Source organism: Proteus vulgaris (genome assembly GCF_033708015.1).
Classification (GTDB): Bacteria; Pseudomonadota; Gammaproteobacteria; order Enterobacterales; family Enterobacteriaceae; genus Proteus.
In genome coordinates this window covers 1,702,467-1,727,001 of record NZ_CP137920.1, presented here as the reverse complement: position 1 = coordinate 1,727,001, position 24,535 = coordinate 1,702,467, and the positions used below count along the sequence as shown (strand labels likewise).

Here is a 24,535-nt window from a genome sequence, read left to right as displayed (position 1 = left end):
AAGCATGAGAAATAAATCAATCTATTACTATTTCTAGTGGATGCGTGTTTTATCTCAAATCTATTCTATTCACAATATTACCCCAAAAATAGATTACTCAGAATAAAATTCTGCTATAACGGGGTTATTTCATATTATTACTTACCATCGAATAAATAATGTGCGTTAAAGCAATATAAAAGAAGTGTTGAGAGGTGGTAATAAAAATCGTAGAGACATAATCCGCCTTAGATTAATAAACGATAATGTATTTTTATACATGATAAAAATAATCTCTCACACAAATAGTTACGAACTATTGTTAATTTTTATGACAAAAAACGACAATCTACTTAACATTTATTGGAATACATGTTGTTATCTTATTTCTAGTCGTTATCAAATTAAGCTTTTTACACAGAGATAACTTGACTTCCTTAAAATGATATTGATAATCATTATCAATTAAGAAGATAACTCTGCAACTATAAGGCAATAATAATATGGATATATTTCGCTCTGTAAACAAATTTTCACTTACGGCTTTATGCCTTATGGCATCTGTATTTTTAACAGCACCTACATACGCAAAAGATAAACTAAAAGTCGTCACCACCTTTACGATTATTCAAGATATTGCTCAAAATGTAGCTGGAGATGCTGCAATTGTTGAATCAATTACAAAACCGGGTGCTGAAATTCATGATTACCAACCCACTCCTAAAGATATTGTAAAAGCTCAAAAGGCTGATCTTATTTTATGGAATGGTTTAAACCTTGAACGTTGGTTTGAACGCTTTTTTAATGAATTACGTAACGTACCTGCGGTTGTTGTTACAGAAGGCATCACACCAATGGCAATTAGTGAAGGTGCTTACAAAAATAATCCGAACCCACATGCGTGGATGTCACCGAATAATGCATTAATTTATATTGAAAATATTCGCAAGGCACTTGTTGAACATGATCCCGATAATGCGGCTATTTATAATCAAAATGCGGCACGTTATGCAGAAAAAATTAAACAGCTTGACGCACCATTAAGAGAAAGATTATCTCGGATCCCACAAGAAGAGCGTTGGTTAGTCACCAGTGAAGGGGCATTCAGCTATTTAACTAATGACTATGGCTTTAAAGAAGTTTATTTATGGCCAATCAATGCGGAAGAGCAAGGCACGCCACAACAAGTTAAATATGTGATTGATACTGTTAGAGAACACAAGATCCCGGTTGTCTTTAGTGAAAGTACAATTTCAGATAAACCGGCTAAACAAGTTAGTAAAGAAACAGGCGCAAAATATGGTGGTGTTCTTTATGTTGACTCACTTTCCGCTGAAGGTGGCGAAGTTCCTACTTATATTGACTTAATTACGATTACAGTAGATACAATTGCGAAAGGATTTGGGCAATGAATAATATAAAAGCTAATCCTACGTTGACTGTTGATAATGCCACAGTGACTTACAACAACGGTCATACGGCTATTTTCGATGCAAGTTTCTCTATCACTGGTGGCACTATTTGTGCCCTAGTTGGCATCAATGGGAGTGGTAAATCCACACTATTTAAAACCATTATGGGGCTAGTAAAGCCCTCTAAAGGTAAAGTGACATTAAACGATAGCCCGATCCAACAGGCGTTAAAACAAAATATGATCGCTTATGTTCCACAAACAGAAGAAGTTGACTGGAATTTTCCCGTCCTTGTTTCTGATGTTGTAATGATGGGACGTTATGGAAAAATGGGTTTTTTTCGTATTCCTTCAAAACGCGACCATGAAGTTGTTGAAGCATCCCTAGAACGCGTTGGCTTATCAGGCTTAGGACATCGCCAAATTGGAGAGCTTTCTGGTGGTCAGAAAAAACGTGTTTTCTTAGCTCGAGCAATGGCTCAAGAAGGTACTGTTTTATTACTTGATGAGCCTTTTACTGGTGTCGATGTTAAAACAGAAAATGCGATTATCGAACTTTTACGTAATTTACGTGAAGAAGGCCACTTAGTTTTAGTTTCAACACATAACTTGGGAAGTGTGCCTGAATTTTGTGACCACGTTATTTTAATCAATAGAACAGTATTAGACAGTGGGCCAACTGAAACAACATTTACACAGAAAAACTTAGAACATGCATTTGGTGGTGTATTACGCCACATTAGCCTATCGGGTTCTGATCTTCATGACGACGATGATCCACGTTCACTGACTGTCATTACTGATGATGAACGTGCTGCTGTTTTCTATGGTCATCAAAAAGAACACACGCCGGCGCACCAAAGCCAACGCAAACAAGGAGATTAGCCATGCTAGATATACTCCTACAGCCCTTTGAATATAACTATATGGTGAAAGCGATTTGGGTGAGCGCCTTAGTCGGTGCCGTCTGCGCTTTTCTTTCATCCTATCTTATTTTAAAAGGTTGGTCGTTAATGGGAGATGCCCTTTCCCACTCCGTTGTTCCTGGTGTTGCAGGGGCTTATATATTAGGTTTACCTTATGCCGTTGGGGCTTTTTTTACGGGGTTACTCGCTGCATTATCAATGACATTTATTCGTCATATTACACGTCTTCGCGAAGATGCTGTTATTGGTTTCATTTTCTCCACTTTTTTTGCTTTTGGTCTGTTGCTGGTTTCGCTTAAACCGACAGCCGTCAACGTTCAGACCATCATTCTCGGAAATATTTTAGGTATTGCTGATGAAGATGTATGGCAAGTTGTGATTATTACAGGTGTCTCTTTCTTAATCTTATTTTGTATTTGGAAAGACTTGCTAGTGGTCTTTTTTGATGAAGTCCATGCAAAATCAATCGGCTTATCACCACTAAAATTAAAAATTATCTTTTTTACTCTTTTGAGCGCATGTACTGTCGCAGCGCTTCAAACTGTTGGCGCCATTCTTGTCATTGCTATGGTCGTGACGCCAGGTGCAACAGCTTACTTACTCACAGATCAATTTAAACGGCTTGCAATTATTGCTATCTGTATCGGCACAATCACTAGTGCAGTAGGCGCTTATCTTAGCTACTTCTTCAATGGTGCAACAGGTGGCGTGATTGTCACAATGCAAACCTCACTCTTTTTATTAGCTTTCTTATTTGCCCCTAAACACGGTATGTTAGCCGCTCGTCGTCGTGCTCGTCAGAGTTCACAACAGTTGATTACGCAATCTCATCAGCATAAAGGATCAACAAACCAAAAAGAGGTGAAACTATGAATGAGTTGATGGAATTTTTCATTGAGCCTTTTCAATATCCGTTTATGCAACGCGCTATTGTTGCAGCCATTATTATAGGTATTGCCTGCGCTATTTTATCTTGCTACATGGTATTAAAAGGCTGGTCGCTGATGGGAGATGCGATCTCTCACGCCGTTTTACCCGGCGTTGTTCTTGCTTATGTCACCGCCATCCCGTTAACAGTAGGCGCTTTTCTTTCTGGGCTATTTTGCTCTTTCGCCACAGGTTATTTAAAAGATCACAGTCGCATTAAAGAAGATACAGTGATGGGAATAGTGTTCTCAGGCATGTTTGCGGTGGGGCTGGTCATTTTTGCCAGTGTTGATACTGACCAACATTTAATGCATATTTTATTTGGTAATATTTTAGGTATTACACCTGATGTATTAATTCAAATTAGTGTTATCTGCCTAATTACCGTCACTATTATGCTTGTTAAACAAAAAGATTTTATGCTTTATTGTTTCGATCCTAACCAAGCAAGGATTGTTGGTTTACCTGTTACATTATTACACTATGGATTACTGTCTATTTTGGCATTAACCATTGTAGCTTCAATGCAGGCCGTTGGGATTATTTTAGTTGTCGCAATGCTTATTTCACCGGGGATCACCGCGTATTTATTAACACGCAGTTTTTCACGTATGATTATGTTAGCAATTGTATTTTCTGTCACATCTAGTTTTATCGGAACATTTATTAGTTTTCATATTGATGGAGCAACAGGGCCATGTATTGTGCTAACGCAAGCTGTATTCTTTATTATTGCGTTACTCTGTAATCAGATTAAGTTGGCAAAAATAAAGCGACAAACAAATCCCGCTAGCGCCTGATAATATTCTTTATCTTAACAAAAACGGGATAATCATCCCGTTTTTTAGTTTTATACTTTATTGATTTAATTAAAGTGTTATTGTCATAGTATAAACATCGCTCGTTATTATTTTATTTGGGTCTACTAAGTAAACAACTTTGCGAGGTGTAAGTATGTGGCAGAATATAGGTCGTTTACTGGAATCAAATTTAGGGTTTTCAGCAAAGATAAACGAAAAAATTCACCTTTCTAGTGGTGATATTCATCATACATGGAAAATTTATTATGGTGATACACCTGTTTTTGTGAAATCTAATTTGCGTGAATTTCTGCCTAATTTTAAAAATGAGGCAGAACAACTCGAAATGTTGGCAAAAAGCCAAACAATTCGAATACCTCGAGTTTTTGGTATCGGTAATAGTAAAGATGCCAGTTTTCTACTCCTTGAATTTTTGCCCGTTCAATCATTTACACCTCATAGCGCCTACTGTTTTGGACAACAATTAGCCAGACTCCATCAGTGGGAAGAACAACCTAGCTATGGTTTTGATTTCGATACTCAAATCGATACAACCCCTCAACTCAATAGCTGGGAAAAACGCTGGAATCGCTTTTATTCTGAAAAACGCATTGGTTTTCAGCTACAACTTGCTTCTGAGAAAGGCATGGTTTTTGGGGATATCGACGAGATCACCCAAATTATTAATCATCGTCTTGCTGATCATAATCCACAACCCTCTCTGCTTCACGGCAACTTGTGGCCTAAAAACTGCGCAGCAATTAATCAATCAGAAGGTACCGTTTTCGATCCTGCCTGTTATTGGGGCGATCGAGAGTGTGATATCGCGATGTTACCGCTTTGCACAGCAGTACCTGCAAATATTTTCGATGGCTATCAAAGTGTTTGGCCGCTCTCAGATAAGTTTTTATCTCGTCAGCCTATTTACCAACTCTATTTCTTCCTCAACCGTTGTAATTTATTTGGGGGCGAAGAAAATTATTTAGAAGTCAGAAAAATAATTGATGATCTATTAGCAACACCTTAATCGGAAAAGAATGAAATAGCACTGAGATAAGAACATAAACTAAAAATATAACCTCGCCAGATTCAGTTATGCGAGGTTTATTTTTCCATTCAGTTGATATAAATGAACCGTCCTCGTTCACTTTAAAGCAGTATTACCATCCTAAGAATTTTATCAAGAAATAGCCTATTGCAATAACAATTAGAGGAGATATATAAAGCACCATAATTTGAGTAAATATAGTATGCCGCGGTAATTTAATATTTTGTTGCAACTCCTCAGCCGTTACACCACTTTTCATTGCACGTTCGATAATAAGCTGATCTTGTATATTTTCTTTCAAGTATTTCACTTGGCGATAAATTCTTAATCCTGATGCGCTGAATGCTAACCCAATAAACATAAAAAGAAAGATAACAAAAAACGTGATATTTTCTTGGCTAAATCCCATTTGTGTATTGGGGATAGGTGAATTTCGCCAGAAAAAATCCAAAAAAGGTGTGTTAAATTGCACCATTTCCGCTAATACACGAAAAAAATCATTAATGACAGCATTTACACCATCGCCATTTGGGCGTTGTATTGCTGCCAATCCTATCAATGATACGGCGGTTGAAATAAAGGCAGGAATAAAAATAAGCCAACCAAGTACACGCTTTAAAATGGCATACAATCCTGCATATTGATAACTCATCACATCCTCACTAGTAGAATTCGTCAATATTTATCTGTTTATCGTAGTCTAATTAACGGCTAATACGACAATAAATTAATAGTAGCTATTCTCTCTATTTATTTTACAAAATAAATAAGAAACTGATTAAAAAGATTTTCCTTACAACTCTTGCTACAATCGCCACTCGACAACATAGACCTTATTTATGGAGAGTAACATGTCTTTTAAATTCCCTATTGAAGCTGCAATATTTGATATGGATGGTTTATTAATCGACTCTGAACCATTTTGGCAGCAAGCAGAACATGAGGTCTTTGCTGAATTGGGCGTCGACTTATCCCTTGCATCGGCAATGCCCGATATGGTTGGATTAAGAATAAACGAAGTCATTGATTTATGGTATAGAGCATCACCTTGGCAAGGTGTCTCAAAACAAGAAGCAAAACAAGAAATGGTTTCTCGTGTTGTCAAATTGGTTGAAGAAACCAAACCACTATTGCCGGGTGTTGAGCATGCTTTAGAACTTTGCAAATTATCAGGGTTAAAAATTGCACTAGCATCAGCATCGCCTGATTTTATGCTTGAACGCGTACTTGAGTTGTTTAATATTCGTCACTATTTTTCAGCCGTCGTGTCTGCTGATGAATTGCCATACAGCAAACCACACCCTGAAGTTTATCTAAATGCAGCTAAAGCACTTAATCTTGATCCTATCCACTGCGTTTCATTAGAAGACTCTCGCAATGGTATGATTGCTTGTAAAAGCGCAAGAATGCGCTCTATAGTTGTACCGGCAATAGAACAATTTAATGATAAGCAATGGGGCTTGGCTGATGTAAAAATTGCATCACTTAATGAGCTAACACAACTGCATTTATTAGGTTAATTTCCATAAATAAAAAGGATATCCTACTTTGTAAGATATCCTTTTATTCTCTTTTTAATATTCATTGCCCCATATTCCCCCCTTTTCTACTTTAAAGTCTTCTTCTTGCATATTTTGATGATCGTTGATCATTACTATCTTACTTTTTAGTCTTTTATCCTAAATTCGATCATTTTTAAATCAATTGAATAAAACATTCCTGTTATTCATTAATATTTAAGACAATTTTTATCTTTTTTGTCTGTTAGTTATCGTCAAAACCTTTTATACTTCATTACTGTATAAATGAACAGCAAACGAACAGACACGGAATGACAGCAGAAGGACATCTACTTTTTTCTGTGGCAACACTTGTGTTAGCGCAGAAGCTTGAAATAACGCCAGCTCTTGCTCATGGTGATTGGTTTCACATGATCCCTGCTGTCTTATTAGGCTCACTTCTACCTGACTTAGATCATCCAGGTTCTATTCTGGGGCGATTATTCCGTATTATCTCTCTGCCCCTCTCAAAGCTCTGTGGTCATCGCGGTTTTACACATAGTTTACTTGCGTTTTGTGGTTTAGCTATTTTGTGGGAAATCCAAGTTTCACCACGTTGGGGTATTTCTGCCGATATCTTTCATGCTCTTTTATTGGGTTATCTTAGCCATCTCATTGCCGATATGTTAACCCCCGCTGGCGTTCCTTTCTTATGGCCTTTAAAAATGCGTTTTGCATTACCTATTTTAGGCAAAAAGAACAATAAAAAAGGCGAGCGATTTATCTCTGTTTTGATCCTTGTTGGTGCACTTTTTTTACCACCTCACCTGACTATTACCCTGCCTTCGCAAGTCAACGATTGGTTACAGATGTACCACAATAAGCGTGCTAATTTTTAACACACACGGACAAAACTCTACGTTTCTCTATTTATTTATAAATTATTACATCTTTTTATGCCTACTTTCCTTGTTTTTATAACCAAACAGTTATATAAAATAATAATTAATTATAAAAAGTTATTAACAATCCTGTTACTCTATAACGAATTGATGCTGTTATATCCTTTCTTATTACCTAAGAACTCATATCGCATACAATCGTCGAAATTATATAAATAAAGATCTCGTTGGAGAGTTAAGATGAATTTTCCGTTAATCATTAACGTACTCGTCTTTGTTGTGCTATTACTCATCTTGGCTAAATTAAGTCAACGTCAGTGGAGCCTTTCAAAGAAAGTTCTTGTTGGTTTAGTTTTTGGTGTGGTTTTTGGGCTAGCACTACATGCATTCTATGACTCACATGATCCTATTATTAAAGAATCTATTCTTTGGTTTAATATCGTGGGTAATGGCTATGTACAGCTGTTACAAATGATCATTATGCCATTAGTATTTGCCTCTATTCTTAGTGCCGTTGCTCGTTTGCATCAAGCATCATCACTAGGAAAAATTAGTGGCCTTACTATTGGTACACTATTATTCACCACAGCTATTTCTGCTTTAATCGGTATTGTTATTGCTAACCTATTTGGCTTAACAGCAGAAGGCTTAGTACAAGGTGAACAAGAAGCACAGCGCTTAATTGCACTTGAACAAAATTATATGGGCAAAGTTTCTGACTTAACGATGCCACAACTTATTTTGTCATTTATTCCTAAAAATCCATTTGCTGATTTAACAGGTGCAAGCTCAACATCGATTATTAGCGTCGTTATCTTTGCAACTTTCTTAGGCATGGCTGCACTGAAATTACTCAAAGAAGACCAACCTCGTGGTGAGAAAGTTTTAGTTGCAATTGATTGCTTACAATCATGGATCATGAAGCTAGTTCGCATTGTTATGATGTTGACACCTTATGGTGTAATGGCTCTAATGACTAAGGTTGTTGCAAGTTCAAATATGCACGACATCATTCAATTAGGAAGCTTTGTTGTTGCTTCTTATGTTGCTATTGGCTTAATGTTTATTGTTCATGGATTACTGGTCAGCTTCACAGGTTTAAATCCTATTAAATTCTTCAAAAAAGCAGGTCCTTTATTAGCCTTTGCATTTACAAGCCGTTCAAGTGCGGCAAGTATTCCTTTAAATATTGAAACACAAATTAAGCGTGTTGGTGTACCAGAATCTATCGCAAGCTTCTCATCATCTTTTGGTACAACAATTGGTCAAAATGGTTGTGCGGGTATTTACCCTGCGATGTTAGCGGTTATGGTTGCACCTACAGTGGGAATTAATCCATTAGACCCAATGTGGATAGCGACTTTAGTTGCTATTGTGACTGTTAGCTCTGCTGGTGTCGCTGGCGTGGGTGGTGGTGCAACATTTGCAGCCCTTATCGTTTTACCTGCAATGGGCTTACCAGTGACATTAGTTGCTCTGTTAATCTCAGTAGAGCCGTTAATTGATATGGGACGTACAGCATTAAACGTTAGTGGCTCAATGACAGCGGGTACAATTACTAGTCAAATTATGGGGCAAACGGACAAAGCTGTTTTTAACCAAGATGAAGAAACTGAACTTACAGTAAAATAAACTTTATCTACCCTATTGATAAAGCCAGTTCATTTGAGCTGGCTTTTTTTTGTATCTATATTAAGTTACCTATCTTCTATTTATGTCATTCTCTATTATCAATTAATCCCCCTATAAATATAACAAGGTAAAATCGTGCAAAAAACTATGCGAGTTTTGCGTAAACTCTATAAATATGAAAACTGCCAATATGATCCAGAACGCCAAGTTTCACTGTATCACCTTGATATCCTTTCAGATAAAGAAAAAAACTTATTATTTGAAGTCAATTGGCAACCTAATATTATAGAAAAATTTACTGATCACACTGATGTTATCTCGAAATTAAATAGCTTAAGGAATAATCCTTTACTCACCCAAAAGCGTTGCTTAGATGCTTTTGTTGCGGGGGTTGGGGGAAGTTATCTTAGAGGTCGCTCGGTTTTAGGTGCTTTTCATAAATTACAAAATTTGCCATCACATGATTATAAAGAAAAGCCTCAATATGACTGCTGTTGGATTTGTAGTGATGGGGATAAGCAAAAACATATTAATGATAGCTATTTTCAATATTGCCTCTATTACGGTAACGCTTATACAGGCCGCCCTTCTTATGCCTACTTGAACTTAAAGCATCTACTGACCGTCGTACCAGTAAGTCCAACGCCCGCTGATAAAGCGATCTTTAAGCAATTACTCCATTTATTACGCCATGCACCTGAAGATGAAACGCCGGGTAAATTTGAAAAGAGATTAAATGAAGCTAAGTTAATTTCTGGTGATAGATATACCAAACGAGGTGTTTTACACTCACTTGCCTTAGTTGGTGTTATTCCTAATGCCTATATTCCATTATCTTTAAATCATTGGGCTAATTTCGGCGATATGACTATTGCAGAAAACCAGCTTAATAACACCAAAGGTCGCTCTGATATGGAAATGCCATGGGCTGGCTGGAAAGGTAATCTTAAAATTGATGAGGAAAAAGTAGCAACATACTTTGGGGAATATTTAGATTAAACACCCCATTTTCTTCATAAACAGAAAGCGCCCAATACTTTCATATTGAGCGCTTTAATTTGAGCGTTCGCGATTAAACCCTCAATTTTATTTTAAATACTCACCATTGCGCAGTGCTTCAATACGCTTATCTAATGGCGGGTGAGATAAAAATAACTCACTGAATGACTTATTACGGCCATTAATACAGAAAGCCATCATGCTACTCTCTTCTTGTGGCTCATAACTCGTTTTCAGCCGTTGTAATGCAGCGATCATCTTTTCACGACCAACAAGCTTTGCAGAGCCTGCATCCGCATGGAATTCACGATAACGAGAGAACCACATGGTAATAATACTTGCCAAAATACCGAAGACAATTTCAAGCACCATAGAAATTCCCATATAGACCCATGGGTTTCCGTTACTATTTTCGCTCTCTTCATCGCTCGAAATAAAATTCGCCACAAATTGAGCAATAATACGGGAGATAAAGATCACGAAAGTATTCACAACACCTTGTAATAAGGTCATCGTTACCATATCACCATTAGCAACATGGCTAATTTCGTGTGCTATAACAGCTTCCGCTTCATCACGGCTCATACTGGCTAATAATCCGGTGCTAACCGCCACCAACGAAGCATCACGACGAGCCCCCGTTGCAAACGCATTAATGTCTGGCGCATCGTAGATTGCAACTTGAGGCATTTTAATGCCGACTTGTTCCGATTGGCGTCTTACTGTATCTAATAACCAACGCTCTACTTCTGAAGTTGGGTTTTCGATAACTTGGCCACCCACTGAACGTAATGCCATCCATTTTGACATTAATAGTGAAATGAATGCACCACCAAAGCCAAATAAGCCCGCCATGATCATCAAGCCTTGAACGCTACGACCTTGTATACCTGTTAAAGATAAGATGATCCCAAAAACAAACATAACGGCTAAGTTTGTTAGCAGGAATAAAGCAATTCTCATCATATTGATACTGTTCCTATTTTATCTAATTATCACATTGCTAAAGCTGTCTTATAAATAAGGCTTTTTTAGATTTTATCAAGCTTTTTAACCTATTTAATATTAAAAACGATATAACTTTACATTTTGATAAAGAAACAACCAGTGAACACCTAATATTATGTATTATTCTAAACTTAAGTATAAAGCGAGATTGATAATAGGTGATATTAATTTTCTGTGTGGTTGACTGGAAGGGATTTATTTAGAGAGGTCATATATCGTTTAGTCTAGCAACCGCAAAAATAACGTAACTTACTATGCCGACGCTATTATTTACGATAATTGATAAAACAGCAACGATCACTGTATTTTTATGCACGACTCACAACACATGTAAGTCGTGCATCTGATACAAGTAATAAGCGCAATTACGCTATAAATTACATTTTGAAGCGATATGTGGTTGTCATAGAGCCTGATAATGAATGAGCTCGTTGTGAGTGACCATCATAAAGTTTTGGTGTGGTATAGTCGTTTTCTTGCTGGTGGTGCCAGCCAATACCACCACTTAAAGAAACTGAAAGATTCGCAGTTGGTTTCCAGTAGCTAAATAAGCCAAACTGCCCTTGTTTTAATCTTTCACCTGAGTAACTAAATTCACTATAGTTAGTCCGTGCACCAATAGACAACTCATTGTTAACTTTGTATGCAGCTTCTAATGCGCCCATAATCTCACCATCACGCACATAGTCAATATCTGCATAAGCGGGTGAATTAAAGCGGCCACGAGTATTACCAATTGGATTACGCGCAAATTGACCAACACCATTAGCTTTTTTCGCATCGGTATACGTCACACCCGTACGAATTGTCCACGGTGACTCAGGAATACGCCATTCCATAGTACCAGCAAAGTGCCATGCGTCATTATCAAAGTTACGTTTACCCTTATTGGCATCGCTGTATGTGCGTTTACCATCACTGCCGTAATCATGGTAATAAACAACACCGCCCAGAGTGACGTCTGATGTTAATTTATATTTAGCTTCTAAACCTTGTTGACGGAATACATCATCAGCCTGACCATAGAAGTAATAGACTTTTAACGGTTTTGAATTGTAGTTTATGCCACCCGTAAGAACGTGATCGATATTATGTCTAATATCATTACCATCATTAAAATACATTCTGTCGATATTTGGGCTATCACGACGCATTACTTTACCGTCAAGGAACAGTAAATCTAAGCTCCAGTCACCCATTGCAGTATTGATTGCATAACCATTGTAGCTATTTAATGACAAACGCTGTGAGTTAGTAAAAATACCAGTATTTTTCAAGGTAAACCAACCTGCTTTACCATTAATTAAGACCGGATCTAAATCGAATTTTACTTTTGCAAAACGTTGACCTATTTTGTTATAACCTTTTGCTTCACCATCATCATTATATAAAATTGCACGAGAGGCGAAGTCTTTACTTGCGCCTAATTTAATACCACCATAATAAGAAACATCAAATCCTAAAATGCCACCGAAATAACCTGATTTGAAATCCGCTTGGAAGTTTTGACCCCAAGCATTAGCAACTTGCTTTCTGTAACGCTGCTCTTGTTTATCAAAACGGTTTTCTGTTTTTAGGTATTTCCACATATTAATTGTAGAAAGCTCAAGTTCTGAATCTGAAATAAATGCGCTTTCTTTAATTGAGTTTTCCCAATTTGCAGCATTAGCTGTACTTACCGCTAAGAAACAAGGAGACAGCATAAATAATACTATTTTTTTTACTTTCATCTTAATGCAACCTGGTTAATAAATATTTGAATTAAGTTGTGCTGATTTATACTCAGCAAGTTTAATAAAGCACCATTTCTTTATTTAGCTAAAAAATAACCTTTGATTAAATTTGTAGTTGCACTAATTTCAAGCAATAGAGTCATTTTTTGGCATAAAAAATCCAATATGGATGTCTCACCATATTTATATTTACTTATTTTTGTAATAAAACCCTATAAGCAAATAATAGATTATTTGCCTTTAGTCATTATCCCTTACATAGAGAACCTTACTTTGAAAATATAATATTTTAGTTATGGTATGTTGCTCTAAAAATACATTTTAAGCTCATTGAATAAAGATAACTCATCATTTAGGTAATAATTTTAGCTAATGCATCAACATCTAAAAATGACGCAAATATTTCATAAATTGCATACTATAGTAATTTTATGTCAATTTAAGAGATCATTGTCACAAGATGTTACATTTATTGCAATAGAGATAATATCAAATGAGATCTTAATCACAATAAGTAGCTATTTTGGCTTTTTATTCCCTTTATTAAGCAAGAAACTCACTTATTACCTAAAAATAAACCTAACATTCTCTCTTATAGCTTATAGAACTTATTCACGATATATTTCGGATTGAAAATTAAGTTGCATAAAGTTAAATTTAAATATCCATTTATTAATAATTATTTATATTACGGGTAACTTAATATGGTGAATAACTAAAAATGAGAAGGATCCCATCTAAAAAGATATTATGGATTTTTTGAAAAAACTTTTTGATGGAAAGCCTGATAAACATTGATTAGCAATGATAATTTTATATTTTAATTAATATAAAAAATACCCCTCCAGCAATTGGTTATCCAACTATTGGAGGGGTTATTTTAAGTCTCTATTGTTATAACTGATAACTTAATTTAATAATTTTTTAGGTTTCAGCACTTTTGAGAGATCAACCGCAATTTTAGCCGTTTCATCTAAATAAGGATCTGGACCTTCATAATCCTTAGGTAAGTCATCGAGTGATTTCAATGCTGGTTTACCTTCTAATTTAAAACGCTCATTAATACGGTTTAATTTAATGGTTTCTAGCTCTTTGTTTTCTTTCTCTCTTTCAGCAAAGTTTAAGATAACAAATTTATCTTCACCTTTTGCTTTAGCATCGTTGTAGCGCTGAATATCATCAAAGATGTATGAAAACTCTCTGTCATTTGCAATACGCTTAGTATGCTGCTCGGTTAATGGTACTAACGCAGCTTTCAGCTTGTCTGAATACTCGGATAGCTGATAGCTTGCTGGAGAGATACTATCCCAAGGCAATGCGTTATCTTCAAAACTTTCACCCATTTCAGCACTATCAAAGCTTGGCAACAACAAATCAGGTGTTACTCCTTTAAGTTGAGTACTCCCACCATTAATTCGATAGAATTTTTGAATAGTATATTGCACTGACCCTAAACCCGGCCAATCAGGGCTTAGCATTTGATCGTAAACACGGGTTAATGGGCGATATTGCTGAACCGTTCCTTTACCGAATGTTTGCTCACCTACAATTAATGCTCGTCCATAGTCTTGCATTGCAGCAGCAAAAATTTCAGAGGCAGAAGCACTAAAGCGATTAACGATAACAACCAGTGGTCCTTTATAATACACAACATCATCTTTATCGAAATCTTGTCTTACACGACCATTATTATCTCTGACTTGCACAACAGGACCACTTGGAATAAATAATCCTGAAAGTGAAATCGCCTCTGTTAATGCACCACCGCCGTTACCACGCAAATCAATGACTAAAGCTGAAACATTATCTTTCGCCACTTTTTGTAACTGTGTTTTTACGTCATTGGTTAAACCAACATAGAAGCTTGGAATATCCAAAATTGCTACTTTATCGCCGTTAATCACTTTTTCAGTTAGCTTAACAGCTCTGTCTTCTAAACGGATTTGCTCTCTAACTAAAGTAATTGTTCTTGGTTTAGCACCTTTCTCATCAGAAATAACTTCTAATTTTACTTGGCTACCTTTCGGTCCTTTAATCAAAGCAACAATGTCATCAAGTCGCCAACCGACAACATCAACCATCGGTTTATTTTCTTGTCCTACGGCAATAATTTTATCGCCAACTTTCAACTCTTTACTTTTTGCAGCTGGACCACCCGTAACCATAGAGTTGATCATAGGATAGTCATCATCCATCTGTAATACAGCACCAATACCTTCTAAGGATAAACTCATCTCAGAATCAAAGGCTTCGGTATTTCTTGGTGATAAATAACTTGTATGAGGGTCAATTTCGCGGGCGAATGCCGACATAATGATTTGAAAAACATCTTCGCTTTGACTTTGCGTTTGACGACGTAAAGCCGCTTTATAACGCTTAGTTAGTGTCTCTTTAATTTCGCTATCCGTTTTTTCAGATAGTTTCAGCGTTAACCAATCATATTTGACTTTTTCATCCCAAAGTTTATCTAGCTCAGCTTGAGTTTGCGGCCATGGCGCTTTTGTTCTATCTAACTCAAATTTATCTTGGCCAGTTAAATCCATGGGTTTGTCTAAGCGATTTAAGGCATATTGAAAACGTTCAAAACGTCTTTTTTGCGCTAAATTAAAGAGATCATAAAGAGGTTGAAGCTCACCTTTTTTCAGATATTCACCTACTTTGGTTTTTTCTTTATCAAATTGGGCGATATCTGATGCTAGCAACACATTGTGACTATAATCTAATAAATTAAGATAGCGATTAAAAATCTTTTCAGAAAAGCTCGCATCTAGAGAGAATTGGCGATAATGAGAACGTTCAAAACGAGAGGTTACTCGCTCGCTCACAGTAGAATGCTGTGGCTCTTGCTTTAATTCGGGTAACTGATCAATAGTTACCATTGCTGGGGTGGCTGGTTTCTCAGCCATCACAACAGAAGTGCCTGTTAACGTTAATCCGATTGCAAAAGCCACATTTAAAAGTTTGTTCATGCTCTGGTTGGCCTCCGTATCAGAACTTTAAATGTTCCGTGCGTACATTCATTGCCAGACCGTTAGGCAATTGTACACGTACACCCTCTTTCGCTATCTCTAGCACTGTCGCGTCCATCACGCTGCTACCAACGTTAACTTTCAGCGATTGACCAACAGTAAGAACTGATGTGTCTTTCACTGGAATTAACTTTTCAGTATTTTGACGTGGTGGTGTTTTACGAGGTGCTTGAGTCGCTTTTTGAGGACGAGGCTGTCGTTTTTCACCCTCTTTAGGTGGCTGACGACGCGTATTATTTGGCTTTTTCGCTGTCGGACGTTTGCTGGTCTCCTTATCACCTTCAGCTTCGCGCTTCTTAGCACGTTGTTCTGCTCTTTGAGCTTGAACTCGCGCTTTAGCTTCTGCTAATTGTGTACGAGCATGTTCAATATGCTCAGCTTCCAGTTCGCCGCAGTCATTACCATTCAAATCGACACGTTTTGCTCCTTCTTTAACTCCATAAAGGTAGCGCCAACTTGAGGTATACAAGCGTAATGCCGAACGTAACTGCGTTTTACTCAGTTGAGTTTCATCTTTCAGATCTTCAACAAGATCTTGAAAAATGCCCACTTTCAAAGGGCGAGCTTCACCCTCAGCGATAAAACATTTAGGGAAACGTTCAGCTAAAAAAGCGATGATTTCTTTACTACTATTCAACTTAGGTTGATTTTCCATGAAATTTCCTGATTACAACGGTTTTGCCAACCAGCGCAGGCATGAACAAGCGACATTATAATAGTGTTGCCAACAATTTCTATGGCAAACGCCTGTTAACTTACACAAAATTCACAATATTTTGCTGTATGACACGTTTTTAAATGCTCGCAAAGCACGTCACACAACGCTTTAAGCCCATTTTCATCTTTTTTATCAAAACGATCAAAAATAGGACTATCAATATCGAGAACGCCGATAATTTGTCCATTTACTTCTAAAGGTAGAACAATTTCAGACTGACTGGCACTGTCACAAGCAATATGACCACTAAATTGGTGAACGTCACTTACTCTTAAAATTCTGTTTTCAGAGTATGCTGTTCCGCAAACTCCTTTTCCAAAACCTATTCTTACACAAGCCATTTTTCCTTGAAATGGGCCAAGGACTAATGAATCACCATCATTAAGATAAAACCCAACCCAATTTATCGTATCCAACTTCTCGTAAAGAAGGGCGCTGGTATTAGCAAGTGATGCTATAAGATCATTTTCACCAGACAACAAGGCTGACAAATTATCAGTGAGTTCCTGATAAAAAAGCGATTTTGGCATCATAAAACCCTATTTGCGTAACTAAAACAGATAACATACTCATAATTTAGCCTATTTTATCTTGAGGTTGAATACTCCATTTTCAAGAATTGGGTAAAAAAACGAGAATATTCCCTTAACACCCACAACAAAATCAGACACTTTGTATTGTAAAATGAAAAGCATAAATATAATAAAAATGATAACTTGTGAACCAGTGAGTATAGGTACTTTTTTTTAGCTTAATCAAACGATAACTCTGAAGAAAACCAACTTAGGCGAATTAGCGAGCAACATAGTGAACAATATCGCAACAAAGGAAAAAAAATCAATACGCTGTCAAGAGTGTGATCATCTCGTGACACTCCCTCTTGCATTAAAGCGTGGAGAGGATGCTTATTGCCCACGTTGCCAAGCCAAACTTGCATCTTATCGATATTGGTCATTAACTCGTCTACTTATTCTCTCTATTACCATGCTTATTTTGGCATCAATAGCATTTACTCAACCACTAATTAAAATTCACCTATTAGGCACAATGATAACGGCAAATGTGCTCGATGGTATTCGTATGATGTCAGAACAAGGCTCCCCTCTTACGGCGACAATGGTCGCCTTTTGTGCTATTGCGGCACCACTTAGCCTCCCCATCGCTATTTTATATCTCCATTTAGGATCTCGCTTACGCCTTAATCTTCGCCCAGTCTTATTAATGTTAGGAAAATTAAAGGAATGGGTTATGCTCGATGTCTATTTGATTGGGCTTGGTGTTGCAACAATAAAATTAGGCGATTATGCAACGGTCTATATTGGCAATGGTCTAATTGCTTTTGTTTCTTTAATGATACTCAGTTTATTAATGCTCATTAACATTAATATGGACCAACTTTGGCAACGCTTCTATCCACAAAAAGAAATAGAAAAAAGCCCTGCGACTTGCCATGCTTGTCATTACCATTTTAAAAAAACACCATCAACACACTGCCCACGTTGTAAATCTTGCTATACCCCAAGACAACCAATGAGTTTGCAAAAGACATGGGCGGCATTAATTTCAGCAATAATTTTGCTAATACCTGCAAATTTATTACCTATTTCTATTTTCTACCTAAATGGTCGACGTAGCGAAGACACGATTTTTTCAGGTGTACTTTCCTTAGTGAATTCAGGCAATACTCCGATTGCGATTATTGTTTTTATTGCCAGTGTTTTTGTCCCTTTTTTCAAAATCATTATTATGCTGGGCTTATTATTAAGCATTCATTTTAACTCTCGTATTGATCCTCTAATTCGAATGAAATTATACCGTTTCGTCTCTTGGATAGGACGATGGTCAATGCTTGATCTCTTTGTAATTGGGCTGATGATGTCATTGATTAATCGTGATCAACTGATGACTTTTACAATGGGACCAGCGGCTTTTTATTTTGGTACTGCGGTTATTCTTACTATCCTTGCCGTTGAATGGCTGGATAGTCGTTTACTATGGGATACTTATGCAACAAGAAGAAAACGACGTTCAGGACACACAAGCCCAAATACGCCACAAACGTAAAATTTCAACATTTTGGCTACTCCCTGTTATCGCCATTTTTATAGCGAGTTGGTTGCTTTTCCAACATTGGCAAGATAAAGGAATAGAAATTACGATTGATTTTCAATCTGCATCAGGAATTGTCTCTGGCAGAACACCCATTCGCTATCAAGGCGTTGATGTCGGTCTTGTTAAGGACATCACTTTAAGCAATGACTTACGGCAAGTTATTGTTACTGCTGATATCCGCAAAGATCTTGCGACTGCACTGCGCAAAAATACACAGTTTTGGTTGGTTACACCTAAAGCCAGCCTTTCTGGTGTCTCGGGACTAGATGCTTTAGTTGGTGGCAACTATATCAGCATGTTACCGGGTGACGGTGAAAAACAGTTTAAATTTATTGCTCAGGAAGTTCGTCCTCAAGCGAATATCGATAAAAACCAGCAATTAATAACGCTAACAGCAGATAAACTGGGATCACTCAATGTTGACTCCCAAGTTTATTATCGCCAAGTCCCTGTGGGGAAAGTGTATAGCTATACAATCCGCCCTGATAATCAGGGTATTTTTATTGAACTGAGTATTGAAAAGCAATACGCCCACTTAATTCGCCAAGATAGTCATTTCTGGAATGTCTCTGGCTTTCAAGGTAGTTTCAATTTAAAAAGTGGCGTATCAGTAAAAATGGAAAGTGTTTCTGCTTTAATTAATGGCGCCATTGCTTTTGATTCCCCAGAAAATAGTCCTCCAGCACAAGAAAATCAGCAGTTCGTTTTACAATCTGCAACTTCCGTAGATGCGGGTAAAGCAATATATGGCGAAGATGGCTTAATTATTTCTCTAACCAGTGAAGAAAGTTGGGGAGTCGATGCAGGGCAACCTATTCTTTTTAGAGGAATTACTATTGGACAAATTATTCAGCGCAATATGAGTGATGACGGAGTTATTTTTGATGCAATTATTGCTCCTGAATATAAGCATTATATTTATGAAAATAGTAAATTTGTTGCCAATAGTCGAATTAACGTCAATATGGGTTTAAATGGCATTGAAGTGCAAGGTGCAACACCGCAAGAATGGCTTGAAGGAGGCATTCACCTGATTCAAGGTACTAAAGGCGCACCTAAAGAACAGTATCGCCTGTATCGTAACGATTTTTTTGCTAAAGCCAGTATTAATGGTAATGAATTACCTGTAACACTCACTTTAAAAGCATCAAGCCTTCCGGGGATCCAAAAAGGTTCGGTGGTTCTTTACCATCAATTTCAAGTCGGCGAGATTACTGATGTTCGACCTTTAATGGATGAATTTGATATTGATGTTTATATTTCCAAACAATATCGCCATTTGCTTACAGAAAAGAGTGTCTTCTGGACTGAGGGGGCAGCTAAAGTATCCGTTAATGGTTCAGGATTAACTGTTGAAGCAACGCCACTAAATCGTGCTTTAAAAGGCGCTATCAGTTTTGATAATTTCGAAAATATCAATAGTAATGTTTCACGTTACAAACTCTACCCATCAGAAACTAGCGCACGAGCTATCGGTGCACAAATTACTTTAAAAACATATGACGCAAGCAAACTTTCCGAAGGGATGCCTATTCGTTATTTAGGTATTGATATCGGGCAAGTCGAATCATTAATCCTCTCTCCAGATAGAAAGGCAGTGACTGTATCTGCGGTTCTCTACCCTGATTATGTCAAAACCTTTGCGAGATCAGGTAGCCGCTTCGCTGTTGTGACTCCCGAATTAACGGCATCGGGATTAGATAACTTAGATTCACTTATACAACCTTATATTAAAGCAGAGCCTGGTAATGGTGGCGTATACCGTCAATTTGAATTGCAAACATCCAATATAACAGACTCACGCTATCTCGATGGATTAAACCTCGTGTTAAATGCCACTGAAGCGGGTTCGGTACAAATCGGCACCCCCATTTACTACCGTGGTCTTGAGGTTGGCGCCGTAACAGGCCTTGAACTAGGAAACATGTCTGACAGAGTATTAATTCATATTCGTATTAGTAAAAAATACCAATATCTTGTTCGAAATAATACAGAGTTTTGGCTCTCATCCGGATATAACTTCTCGTTTGGTTTAACTGGCGGAGTTATTCGTAGTGGTACATTCAAGCAATTTATACGTGGAGGGATCACTTTTGCAACGCCACCTTCTACACCATTACAAGCAAAAGCCAAACAGGAACAGAATTTCATTTTAAATAATAAAGAACCCAAGGATTGGGATGAATGGGGAACGGCAATACCTAAACCTTAAAGATTAGATAATTCTCCCCTATTTCAGATAATTTATTTAAAGCGGATCACAAAAAATGATCCGTTTTTTTTATTCTAAAAAAATATTTTGGAAATAGATTCCATTTATACTATGCTTGATCTTGTTTTGGTCAAAAAGAATTCTTTACAACAAATGCCCCAACACAACACAACACAACATCGCTTAAACTGGAGTTTCATTATGAAAAAGACAACATTGAAAATTGCTTGCTATGAAATTGAAGATATTACATTGAAACACTCTTCCGATAACCAATTAACTTATATCCATATTCCATGTGATTATGACAAAGAGTTTTGCATGCAATTAGATGGATGGGATGAAAACACAAGTATTCCCGCGCAATTGAAAGATAAAAATATTCTGCTTTATCGTCATGCTTATGATAAAGAAAATCACCACTGGATCTTAAAAGTGGCATAATGAGATGCTAAAGAGAAATAAAAAAAGCCAGATAAATCATTTATCTGGCTTAGGGAAATGGCTCATTACGAGCCGTGCGCTAAAAAGTAATTACTGATTACTGCATAAACAAAAATCAAGGACTAACTCAGACTTTTTGTTTTCACAACCTACTGTTAAATATTAGCTAACAATATGTAAAGATCCAGTAAACAACCTAGCAGCACATTATTTTCTATTAAAAATCGTCTTTACTCTTAATTTTTATTATTTAACTCAATGTAATTAAAGTAAAAAAGTGCTTAACTATATTATTAATCACTTGATTAATTTTTCTCACAGAGCGACTTAATTGCATTCTGTATGACTTCTACGGATTTTTTCTTTTCAGGTGAATTAGGATCTGGCAGTAAAATCACATCAATCAACTGTGCTTTTACTTTTCCACTTTCCATTTGTTTTATTGCGATTTCATTAAGTGGGTACTGCATCAGTGTTGCTGGATTAATCACAAACCAAGCACCATCAGCACGACAATTGAGCATCACTTCTTCCCGCGTAAATGGCCAATCATCACCAAATTGAAGTTTACTCACTGTTGAAATAGGTGCCGCAGAGAATGCTTGAAAAGAGAAAAGCATTAACATTCCCACTAATAAAAAACGTTTCATGTGGATATCTCACTTAAGAAATTAGGTTTTTTCGATTATATAACAAGCTATACAGGTGAGTTAATCGCAAAGATGGCTACGGTAAAAATAACCATTGTTCCAAGTAATAATTCAAACCAGCTATTTACTAGCAACCATTGAAAATTATTTTTTTTACGTATATTAGGAACTAACACATAGCGATTAATTACGGCTAGACCAAGCATTAACACCACTAAACTAATTTTAAGCCATAGCATACTTTGATATTCGGATGATAATTGTACTGATGGCCATCCTGGAATTAACATAATGGCACTGATAATACCAGTAATAGTAACCAATAGAACAGCAATATGACCTAAAAGCGAAAATCGCTTCATTGTCCCAATGATAGGTTTGAGCATCCCATCTGCAAGTTCATCTTTATTCCGTAAAAATTGCAAACAAGCAACAAATGGCCACAGTCCCCCAAACCAATATGCAGCACTAATAAGATGAATACTTTGGTTAACTTTATAAAATGTCGCTTCTGCTCCTGTAAACATAGCACCATGACCAATTGATGCATGTAAGATCAACATAATTGAAGCAACAATTAATAAAGAGAAGTTACGAAGATGACGTTGATGTATAAATAAAAAAGTAAATGCAACGGTTGCTAATACTAATTGCCATTGCCAAACTTGACCAAATGAAGTACCTAATACTGCCTTCCATATTTCAAACGACCAAGCATCCTCCCATCCGTCCCCCATAATACCGGATTGTACTGCCATCCATAAATAAGTCGTAACAAATACAGTAACAGTACTAATCGCTAATGCAGGACGCAAACGAACTTGAATAAGAGGAATAAACTTATCTTTTGCAAGAATGGCAGCCGAGAAGCTCAGTCCGAACATAAACATGACTGCCACAAAATGGAAAAAACGGCATAAAATATAAACGTCTTCAGGTGTCATTATTTTACACTAAATTGATAAGAACCTTTTGTCTTGTGCCCATCAACGGAAACAACGTTCCAATTAACCAAATAATTACCTTCAGCTAAATCACTTTCTAAAGGCAGTAATAATTTAGTGTTGTTAACAGGGTCTAAGCTCAACTTTCCTACCGTGATTTCTTTGCCATCGCTATCAGTAACTTTGATTTTGCTAAAGGCTAATTCAATACCTTCAGAGAAGTCTAACGTAATAACTTTCGGCGCTTGGGCTTGTTCAATCGCTGCGCCTTCAGCAGGTAACTGTGATTTTAAGTGTGCGTGTGCTAATGCTTGTTGGTATGACATACCAAGGAATAAAACAGCAATAGCTGATAATTTACCCCAAGATGTCTTAAGTGTATTTAATGACATAATAACCTCTTAAATTACAGGTGATTTTTTTATTTATGAAAATATTTTATAGCAAATTTACGTCAAGATCTTCGCTTCTTGATATTAGAAATAAAAGGTTGTGAACTAGCACTCAAAATATATGTTATTTAGACCAGTTTCTGTTTCAGATATCACCCATTTTTACACTTCAAAAAAATATAATACCCATATTGACAGTCTAAACAGTTCAATACATAACCAAATGCAATTAAAAACAAAATAACCTTCCTGTATAAATAGCATTCAATAAGTATTTTGAGGATAAAAAACAGACAATATAAATAAGAAAAGAGATAAGAGATAAGAGATAAGAGATAAGAGATAAGAGATAAGGATAGTAAGAATAAAAAGGGAGGTAGTAGAGAAGAATAAAACGCCCTGCTATTCATTCATAACAGAGCGCAATTAATTAGGTCATCTAAATTTTAGCCAATAATTAGACATGTGCAGATGTTGATAATGTATTCAGATCTTTATCTAACAAGAATAAAGCTTTACCACTGTCACCAACCATTGCTAATTTATCTAGGATTGATTTAAATAATTTTTCTTCTTCATGCTGTTCTGCAACATACCATTGTAAGAAGTTAAATGTTGAATAATCCTGAGTTGTCATTGCAACATGTGCTAATTTATTAATCTCAGATGTGATATGTTTTTCATGTTCGTAAGTTTTATCGAATAATTCAGATAATGATGAAAATTCAGCAGGTGGAGCTTCAATCGCCCCAAGTAAAGGCATTGCACCTGTATCACTTAAGTAATCAAATAAACGGTGCATATGTTCCATTTCTTCACGAGAGTGGGCTTTTAAAAATTTAGCAGCTCCATCAAATCCTTTATCGTTGCACCAAGCACTCATTTGCAAATACAAATTTGCCGAATAAAACTCTAAATTTAGCTGTTCATTCAATTTATTGATCATATCTTGATGTAACATATTTTACGTCCTTTACGATAAAAATTAACATTATGGATATTATGCACAGTTAAAAATAAAAATATAGCTATTTAAGTGTGATTTTATTTGTTTTTTCAATTAATTAACTGTAATAAAAATAAAAACCAATCTCATTTGTAATATACTTTTAACCCTATTAAAAAACTAAATAGTACTTATTATCATTAAGGATGGATATATATTTAATT

22 protein-coding genes are annotated in these 24,535 nt (G+C 36.5%); 12 read left to right on the top strand and 10 right to left on the bottom strand.

Annotation, left to right across the window (positions count from 1 at the left end; all coding sequences use genetic code 11):
• Positions 1–533: 533 nt before the first annotated feature.
• From SB028_RS08260 to SB028_RS08240, 5 genes are all read left to right on the top strand, one after another.
• The gene (locus SB028_RS08260) at positions 534–1,391 is read left to right on the top strand and encodes a metal ABC transporter substrate-binding protein (RefSeq protein WP_128860514.1); all 858 of its coding nucleotides are present in this window, start codon (positions 534–536) and stop codon (positions 1,389–1,391) included.
• On the top strand, positions 1,388–2,275 hold the full coding sequence (locus SB028_RS08255; RefSeq protein WP_069369355.1) for a manganese/iron ABC transporter ATP-binding protein: 888 nt from the start codon (positions 1,388–1,390) through the stop codon (positions 2,273–2,275). Before SB028_RS08260 ends, SB028_RS08255 begins: the two co-directional genes overlap by 4 nt.
• Positions 2,276–2,277: 2 nt before the next feature.
• Positions 2,278–3,189 (top strand): metal ABC transporter permease, encoded by a 912-nt coding sequence (locus tag SB028_RS08250; protein ID WP_069369356.1) that lies wholly within the window; start codon positions 2,278–2,280, stop codon positions 3,187–3,189.
• The gene (locus SB028_RS08245) at positions 3,186–4,043 is read left to right on the top strand and encodes a metal ABC transporter permease (protein ID WP_069369357.1); all 858 of its coding nucleotides are present in this window, start codon (positions 3,186–3,188) and stop codon (positions 4,041–4,043) included. The genes SB028_RS08250 and SB028_RS08245 overlap by 4 nt, the downstream gene beginning before the upstream one ends.
• Before the next feature lie 154 nt (positions 4,044–4,197).
• Positions 4,198–5,070 carry a fructosamine kinase family protein gene (locus SB028_RS08240; protein WP_069369358.1) on the top strand — a complete coding sequence of 291 codons (873 nt, stop codon included), beginning with the start codon at positions 4,198–4,200 and terminating at the stop codon, positions 5,068–5,070.
• A 133-nt stretch (positions 5,071–5,203) separates the two neighbouring features.
• Here SB028_RS08240 and SB028_RS08235 read toward each other — a convergent pair whose 3' ends face one another.
• Positions 5,204–5,743 (bottom strand): YniB family protein, encoded by a 540-nt coding sequence (locus tag SB028_RS08235; RefSeq protein ID WP_069369359.1) that lies wholly within the window; start codon positions 5,741–5,743, stop codon positions 5,204–5,206.
• 199 nt (positions 5,744–5,942) lie between these two features.
• On the opposite strand from SB028_RS08235, the gene hxpB reads away from it, so the two are divergent.
• The 4 genes from hxpB (at position 5,943) to SB028_RS08215 (ending at position 10,123) form a co-directional block, all read left to right on the top strand.
• Positions 5,943–6,611 carry a hexitol phosphatase HxpB gene (gene hxpB, locus SB028_RS08230; protein ID WP_069369360.1) on the top strand — a complete coding sequence of 223 codons (669 nt, stop codon included), beginning with the start codon at positions 5,943–5,945 and terminating at the stop codon, positions 6,609–6,611.
• Positions 6,612–6,922: 311 nt separating this feature from the next.
• Positions 6,923–7,489 (top strand): metal-dependent hydrolase, encoded by a 567-nt coding sequence (locus SB028_RS08225; protein ID WP_069369361.1) that lies wholly within the window; start codon positions 6,923–6,925, stop codon positions 7,487–7,489.
• A 243-nt stretch (positions 7,490–7,732) separates the two neighbouring features.
• Complete coding sequence (locus SB028_RS08220) at positions 7,733–9,124, top strand: L-cystine transporter (protein WP_069369362.1); 1,392 nt, start codon at positions 7,733–7,735, stop codon at positions 9,122–9,124.
• Positions 9,125–9,259: 135 nt separating this feature from the next.
• On the top strand, positions 9,260–10,123 hold the full coding sequence (locus SB028_RS08215; protein ID WP_286139079.1) for a hypothetical protein: 864 nt from the start codon (positions 9,260–9,262) through the stop codon (positions 10,121–10,123).
• Positions 10,124–10,210: 87 nt separating this feature from the next.
• On the opposite strand, the gene htpX is transcribed toward SB028_RS08215, so the two are convergent.
• The 5 genes from htpX to SB028_RS08190 all read right to left on the bottom strand — a co-directional run bounded on the left by htpX (position 10,211) and on the right by SB028_RS08190 (position 17,141).
• A complete protein-coding gene (htpX, locus tag SB028_RS08210) occupies positions 10,211–11,089 on the bottom strand; it encodes a protease HtpX (protein WP_069369363.1) in 879 nt (292 codons plus the stop codon).
• A 419-nt stretch (positions 11,090–11,508) separates the two neighbouring features.
• A complete protein-coding gene (locus SB028_RS08205; RefSeq protein WP_069369364.1) occupies positions 11,509–12,861 on the bottom strand; it encodes an OprD family outer membrane porin in 1,353 nt (450 codons plus the stop codon).
• A gap of 911 nt (positions 12,862–13,772) precedes the next feature.
• Positions 13,773–15,833, bottom strand: coding sequence for a carboxy terminal-processing peptidase (gene prc, locus SB028_RS08200; RefSeq protein WP_069369365.1), 2,061 nt, complete (start codon positions 15,831–15,833; stop codon positions 13,773–13,775).
• A 19-nt stretch (positions 15,834–15,852) separates the two neighbouring features.
• Positions 15,853–16,548, bottom strand: a complete 696-nt coding sequence (gene proQ, locus SB028_RS08195; protein WP_069369366.1) for an RNA chaperone ProQ — start codon at positions 16,546–16,548, stop codon at positions 15,853–15,855.
• A gap of 95 nt (positions 16,549–16,643) precedes the next feature.
• The gene (locus SB028_RS08190) at positions 16,644–17,141 is read right to left on the bottom strand and encodes a GAF domain-containing protein (RefSeq protein ID WP_069369367.1); all 498 of its coding nucleotides are present in this window, start codon (positions 17,139–17,141) and stop codon (positions 16,644–16,646) included.
• Positions 17,142–17,373: 232 nt separating this feature from the next.
• Here SB028_RS08190 and yebS point away from each other — a divergent pair, with 232 nt between their 5' ends.
• The 3 genes from yebS (at position 17,374) to SB028_RS08175 (ending at position 21,379) form a co-directional block, all read left to right on the top strand.
• Positions 17,374–18,675 carry a membrane integrity lipid transport subunit YebS gene (gene yebS / locus SB028_RS08185; protein WP_413242936.1) on the top strand — a complete coding sequence of 434 codons (1,302 nt, stop codon included), beginning with the start codon at positions 17,374–17,376 and terminating at the stop codon, positions 18,673–18,675.
• On the top strand, positions 18,617–20,935 hold the full coding sequence (locus SB028_RS08180; protein ID WP_069369369.1) for a PqiB family protein: 2,319 nt from the start codon (positions 18,617–18,619) through the stop codon (positions 20,933–20,935). The genes yebS and SB028_RS08180 overlap by 59 nt, the downstream gene beginning before the upstream one ends.
• Positions 20,936–21,136: 201 nt before the next feature.
• On the top strand, positions 21,137–21,379 hold the full coding sequence (locus tag SB028_RS08175) for a DUF1480 family protein (protein WP_069369370.1): 243 nt from the start codon (positions 21,137–21,139) through the stop codon (positions 21,377–21,379).
• Positions 21,380–21,684: 305 nt separating this feature from the next.
• Here SB028_RS08175 and SB028_RS08170 read toward each other — a convergent pair whose 3' ends face one another.
• The 4 genes from SB028_RS08170 to ftnA all read right to left on the bottom strand — a co-directional run bounded on the left by SB028_RS08170 (position 21,685) and on the right by ftnA (position 24,326).
• Positions 21,685–22,029 (bottom strand): YebY family protein, encoded by a 345-nt coding sequence (locus SB028_RS08170; protein WP_069369371.1) that lies wholly within the window; start codon positions 22,027–22,029, stop codon positions 21,685–21,687.
• A 47-nt stretch (positions 22,030–22,076) separates the two neighbouring features.
• Positions 22,077–22,973, bottom strand: a complete 897-nt coding sequence (gene copD, locus SB028_RS08165) for a copper homeostasis membrane protein CopD (RefSeq protein ID WP_318860115.1) — start codon at positions 22,971–22,973, stop codon at positions 22,077–22,079.
• On the bottom strand, positions 22,973–23,365 hold the full coding sequence (gene copC / locus SB028_RS08160; RefSeq protein WP_069369373.1) for a copper homeostasis periplasmic binding protein CopC: 393 nt from the start codon (positions 23,363–23,365) through the stop codon (positions 22,973–22,975). Before copC ends, copD begins: the two co-directional genes overlap by 1 nt.
• A 457-nt stretch (positions 23,366–23,822) precedes the next feature.
• The gene (gene ftnA / locus SB028_RS08155; protein ID WP_069369374.1) at positions 23,823–24,326 is read right to left on the bottom strand and encodes a non-heme ferritin; all 504 of its coding nucleotides are present in this window, start codon (positions 24,324–24,326) and stop codon (positions 23,823–23,825) included.
• Between the last annotated feature and the right edge of the window lie 209 nt (positions 24,327–24,535).

Bases quoted from the DNA above. Each gene is read 5' to 3' on its own strand.
- SB028_RS08260 (WP_128860514.1), top strand. From the start codon at position 534: ATGGCATCTGTATTTTTAACAGCACCTACATACGCAAAAGATAAACTA.
- proQ (WP_069369366.1), bottom strand. From the start codon at position 16,548: ATGGAAAATCAACCTAAGTTGAATAGTAGTAAAGAAATCATCGCTTTT.
- SB028_RS08205 (WP_069369364.1), bottom strand. From the start codon at position 12,861: ATGAAAGTAAAAAAAATAGTATTATTTATGCTGTCTCCTTGTTTCTTA.
- prc (WP_069369365.1), bottom strand. From the start codon at position 15,833: ATGAACAAACTTTTAAATGTGGCTTTTGCAATCGGATTAACGTTAACA.
- SB028_RS08245 (WP_069369357.1), top strand. From the start codon at position 3,186: ATGAATGAGTTGATGGAATTTTTCATTGAGCCTTTTCAATATCCGTTT.
- SB028_RS08190 (WP_069369367.1), bottom strand. From the start codon at position 17,141: ATGCCAAAATCGCTTTTTTATCAGGAACTCACTGATAATTTGTCAGCC.
- copC (WP_069369373.1), bottom strand. From the start codon at position 23,365: ATGTCATTAAATACACTTAAGACATCTTGGGGTAAATTATCAGCTATT.
- copD (WP_318860115.1), bottom strand. From the start codon at position 22,973: ATGACACCTGAAGACGTTTATATTTTATGCCGTTTTTTCCATTTTGTG.
- SB028_RS08250 (WP_069369356.1), top strand. From the start codon at position 2,278: ATGCTAGATATACTCCTACAGCCCTTTGAATATAACTATATGGTGAAA.
- SB028_RS08175 (WP_069369370.1), top strand. From the start codon at position 21,137: ATGAAAAAGACAACATTGAAAATTGCTTGCTATGAAATTGAAGATATT.
- SB028_RS08170 (WP_069369371.1), bottom strand. From the start codon at position 22,029: ATGAAACGTTTTTTATTAGTGGGAATGTTAATGCTTTTCTCTTTTCAA.
- ftnA (WP_069369374.1), bottom strand. From the start codon at position 24,326: ATGTTACATCAAGATATGATCAATAAATTGAATGAACAGCTAAATTTA.
- SB028_RS08220 (WP_069369362.1), top strand. From the start codon at position 7,733: ATGAATTTTCCGTTAATCATTAACGTACTCGTCTTTGTTGTGCTATTA.
- SB028_RS08180 (WP_069369369.1), top strand. From the start codon at position 18,617: ATGCAACAAGAAGAAAACGACGTTCAGGACACACAAGCCCAAATACGC.
- hxpB (WP_069369360.1), top strand. From the start codon at position 5,943: ATGTCTTTTAAATTCCCTATTGAAGCTGCAATATTTGATATGGATGGT.
- htpX (WP_069369363.1), bottom strand. From the start codon at position 11,089: ATGATGAGAATTGCTTTATTCCTGCTAACAAACTTAGCCGTTATGTTT.
- SB028_RS08255 (WP_069369355.1), top strand. From the start codon at position 1,388: ATGAATAATATAAAAGCTAATCCTACGTTGACTGTTGATAATGCCACA.
- SB028_RS08225 (WP_069369361.1), top strand. From the start codon at position 6,923: ATGACAGCAGAAGGACATCTACTTTTTTCTGTGGCAACACTTGTGTTA.
- SB028_RS08240 (WP_069369358.1), top strand. From the start codon at position 4,198: ATGTGGCAGAATATAGGTCGTTTACTGGAATCAAATTTAGGGTTTTCA.
- SB028_RS08235 (WP_069369359.1), bottom strand. From the start codon at position 5,743: ATGAGTTATCAATATGCAGGATTGTATGCCATTTTAAAGCGTGTACTT.